General features: G+C 67.6%; 1 protein-coding gene. It reads right to left on the minus strand.

Going from position 1 to position 976, the window contains the following annotated elements:
• Nucleotides 1-95: 95 nt before the first annotated feature.
• The coding region (locus VP06_RS24960; RefSeq protein WP_063928434.1) for a ParA family protein at nt 96-976 on the minus strand (881 nt) is incomplete at its 5' end.

A 976-nucleotide genomic window follows, 5' to 3' on the forward strand; every position in this document is an offset into this window, starting at 1 on the left:
CCAGGGCGTGGGCGGCCTTGGTGACGTCGCTGCGGATCGCCGGGAACGCCTCCGGCGCCTCGGCGATCGCGCACAGCACCGCGAGGCCGTCGATCTCAAGCGCCATCCAGGGCCTCCTTCAGCTCGGCCACCATCGGCGTGATCACCTCGCCGATCAGGTCGCGGCTGGCGTCACGATATTTGTTGGCGAAGGTCTGATACTCCAGGGTGAGCGCGTTCGCCAGCGCCGCCGATTGCGGCACCCGGGTCTTGAACAGTCGAAACCGCGCGCCTTCCGCAGCGGCACTGTCCTGGAGCGTGGCGTAGGTGGTCGCCTGCTGCTTGGTGTTCTGCCAGCGGGTGATCAGGACGTGCGGCGGGCGCTTCGGCGCCAGCATGCTCTCCGAGGCGCTGCCGACGCCCCAGATCGTCTCGTAGAACGCCTTCAGGCCGTAGGTGGACAGGAAGTCCGCGATGCAGGCGACCACCACGAGGTCGCTCGCCCGGATCGCCACCTCGGTCATCGGCGAGATTCCGGGGGCGCAGTCGAACAGCACGTAGTCGTACTGATCGCGCAACGGCGCGAAATCCTCCTGGAACAGCTTCCACAGATGGCCCTCGATGGCGTGCATCGAGTATTTGCGCTTGGTGAGCGCGTAGATGATCTCGCGCTCGACGATGCGCAGCGACGGCCCGGAGGCGAGGAGCGAGATCGGCAGCGGCTCGCCGAGATGGGTGGTGCTGGAGACGTAGCCGCGGACGAAGTCCGTCAGGGACGCCTTGTCGCGGTCGACGATGCGCAGGCCGAGATAATAATCGAGGGTGCGGCCCCCGGTGATCATCTCGGCCAGGATGCCGTCGCCGGCAAAGCACACCGAGGCGCTGGCCTGCGGGTCGAGATCGATCACCAGGACCGAGGCGCCGCCCGCCGCGAGCGCGTCGGCGATCATCACCACGCTGGTGGTCTTGCCGACGCCGCCCTTCATGTTGGCGACCG

Origin of the sequence: Methylobacterium aquaticum (genome assembly GCF_001043915.1) — a bacterium.
Taxonomy (GTDB): domain Bacteria; phylum Pseudomonadota; class Alphaproteobacteria; order Rhizobiales; family Beijerinckiaceae; genus Methylobacterium; species Methylobacterium aquaticum.